At 74.8% G+C, this 1,953-nt stretch carries 1 pseudogene; it reads right to left on the bottom strand.

Features of this window, described 5'->3' with window-relative positions:
* Positions 1-76 precede the first annotated feature (76 nt).
* Positions 77-1,633, bottom strand: a pseudogene (locus FNH08_RS49440) (beta-ketoacyl synthase N-terminal-like domain-containing protein); the annotation flags it as partial.
* Positions 1,634-1,953 lie beyond the last annotated feature (320 nt).

Genomic DNA, 1,953 nt, shown 5'->3' with positions numbered 1-1,953 from the left:
GTGACCGGCAGCGTCAGATGGGTATCAAAGACAGGGTGAGGGAAGCGGTGAGGGGAGGGGCAAGGGAAGGCTGGTGGCGGCTCGGCGCCTCCTCCAGGACGGCGTGCGCGTTGGTGCCGCCGAAGCCGAAGGCGTTCACCCCCGCGACCAGCGGCCGGTCCTTGTCGCGCCATTCCTGGTGCTCGGTGACGAGTGCGAAGCCGGGCGCGACGCGTTCGAGGAAGGGCGCGGGAGGGGTGCTGTGCGGGGAGGGCGGCAACTGCCGGTGGACCAGCGCGAGGACGACCTTGAGCAGGCCGGGCATGCCGGCGGCGTTGAGCAGGTGTCCCAGGTTCGCCTTGACCGAGCCGAGCCGTCGCGGGGTCCCGTCGGTACGGGGCGGGAAGGCGTGCCCGAGCGACTGCGCCTCGACGGGGTCGCCGACGGGGGTGCCGGTGCCGTGCGCCTCGACGTACGACACGCTGTCCGGATCGACTCCGCACTCGCGGTAGGCCCGGGTCAGGACCTCGCGCTGGCCACGCGGGTTGGGGGCGAGCAGGCTCAGCGAGCGCCCGTCGTTGTTCACCGCCGTACCGCGCACGAGCGCGAGCACCGGATCGCCCGCGTCCCGTGCGTCGTCGAGGCGGGCGAGGACGAGGGCCGCGCCGCCTTCCCCGGGGACGAACCCGTCGGCGTCGGCGCCGAACGCACGGCACCTGCCGGTCGGGGACAGCGCACCCGTCGCTTCGAGCAGGCGGTGACCGGTCGGCGTCAGACCCAGGTTGACACCGCCGACCACGGCGAGGTCGCACTCGCCGGACAGCAGGCTCTGCCGGGCCAGGTGCAGGGCGACCAGGGCCGACGAGCACGCCGTGTCGACGGCGAGGGCCGGGCCGTCGAGGTCCAGTACCTGGGAGACGCGGGCGGCGATCAGGTTGGGGAGGTTGCCGGTCAGCGCGGCCGGATGGCGGGCGAGATCACCGTCCGCGGCCTCGGCCAGGACCTCGCGGTATCCGCTCTCACCGGCGGCCGCGAACACACCGATCCTGCGGCCGGTCCGCCGGGGGCCCGCGTACCCGGCGCGTTCCAGCGCCTCGTGGGCCAGTTCGAGGAAGACCCGCGCCTGCGGGTCGGTCGCGCGCGCCTCCTCGTCGTCCATGCCGAAGAAGCCGGCGTCGAAGGCGGCCGGGTCGGTGAGGAAGGAGCCGGAGGGGGCGTTCGGCTCCGGGGCGCCGCGCCAACGGCCCTCGGGTACGCCCCCGGCGGTGTCGCCTCCGGAGACGAGGAACTCCCAGAACCCTTCGGGTGTTTCGGCACCGGGGAAACGACAGGACGCCGCGAGCACGGCGACGCCACCACCGGGTGCGGGTGCGGGTGCGGGTGCGGGTGCGGGTTCGGCGAGGCGCTCTTCGGCGCCCGTCTCGGCCCTGTGCTCCCTTCTGTCCGCGAGCAGACCGGCCACATGCCCGGCCAGCGCGGCCACGGTGTCGTGGTCCCGCAGGACACGGGGCTCCACGGCGACGGAGAAGGTGTCCTCCAGCTCGCCGAGCACGGCCATCGCCTTGAGGGAGGAGCCCCCGAGGTCGAAGAACCGGTCATGCGGACCGATGTCGGCCGCGGGGAGACCCAGAACACGCGCCCAGACACTCCGTACGGAGGCCTGGACGCCACGAACCGACGGAGGCGCGACCGACGCTCCGGACGCCGGGGTCGGAGCGGACGCCGGGTCCGGAGCGGACGCCGGGGCCGGGGTCGGAGCGGGAGCCGGGGCTGGAGTCCGGGCTGGAGTCGGAGCGGGAGCTGGTGCCGGAGCGGCAGTTGGAGCGGGAGTCGGAACCGATGCCGGAGCGGCAGTTGGTGCCGGTGCCGGTGCCGGTGCCGGTGTCGGTGCTGGAGCGGGAGCCGGGGCGGGATCCGGAGCCGGGGCGGGAGCCGGTGCCGGGGCAGCAGCCGGAGCCGGAGCGGGAGCTGGAG

It is taken from the genome of Streptomyces spongiae, assembly GCF_009377185.1.
GTDB lineage: Bacteria > Actinomycetota > Actinomycetes > Streptomycetales > Streptomycetaceae > Streptomyces > Streptomyces spongiae.
This window is presented reverse-complemented; position numbering and strand designations above follow the sequence as displayed.